The sequence below is a fragment of the Actinocorallia lasiicapitis genome, assembly GCF_054778695.1.
The window spans coordinates 1-1,019 of record NZ_BAAGZI010000782.1 but is presented as its reverse complement, the minus strand read 5'-3'; the positions used below and the strand labels follow the sequence as shown (position 1 = coordinate 1,019).

Below are 1,019 nucleotides of genomic sequence, written 5' to 3'. Positions count from 1 at the left end.
GGCGAGCAGTTCGCCGGGGCCCGGGCTCTCCTCCAGCCGCCGGGCGAGCGCCGACACCACCTCATAAGGGTCGCCGCGGCCGGTGAGGATCCGGTGGACCAGGCGTTGGAGCCGGACGCGCAGCGGCCCGTAGGCGACGGCCACGACCCCCGCCGCGGCGACGGCGGCGACCCGGTCGCGGACCAGGGTCTGGGCCGAGAGGAACACGGCGAGGTCGAGGGCGATGACGGCGGCGGCGAGCATCCCGTACAGGAGGGTCCAGCCGAGCAGCAGGTCGACGTCGTAGAGCCGGTGACGGGTGATGGCGATGAACGCGGCGACCGAGAGCAGCAGGTTGGCCAGGACGAACAGCAGGTCCCACGGGCCGCCGGAGTCGGATTTGACGAGGCTGCCGAACACGATCAGCGCGGCGTTGGCGATGACGGCGAGGATCATCCAGCGGAGCTGGAGCCGTCCGGTGGGCGAGGCGGCGCGGTACCGGCCGATGGTGACGGCGATCGCGAGCCCCATGCCGCCGAGCGCGCCGAGCCCGAAGACGTAGTCGCCGGCCTGTTCGACGGCGGCGAGTCCCGGCGGGGTGAACGGGTCGAGCGTGAAGTTCGACAGCGGCGGCCCCGGTTCGGCGCCGCCTTCGGTCATGGCCCGCCACGGCAGGGTGAGCACGGAGCCGATCGCGGCGCCGACCAGCGCCAGCGCGGCGACCGACGGGATCCGCCAGGGCCTTGCGGGCAGCCGGCCGTCGGGGAACAGCACCATCATCCCGGGGATCGCGAAGTGGATGATCGGCCCGAACCGTCCGCCCGCGGTGATCGCCGCGCCGGTCAGCGGCAGCGTCCCGTCGTGGACGATCAGGGAGTAGGTGGCGTAGCAGGTGCCGAACGCGGCGGCGACGGAGCTGGCGCCGCAGCCGATGAGCAGCCACGACAGCCAGTGCCGGGGCATCCGGACGGCCAGCAGCACCCCGGGCAGCAGCAGCGCCAGCCCCGCTCCGGCCGACCCCCAGTGCGGCCAGTCCAGCG

General features: G+C 74.1%; 1 pseudogene. It reads right to left on the bottom strand.

Features of this window, described 5'->3' with window-relative positions:
• Positions 1 to 1,019, bottom strand: a pseudogene (locus ACYVE7_RS34585) (sensor histidine kinase); the annotation flags it as partial.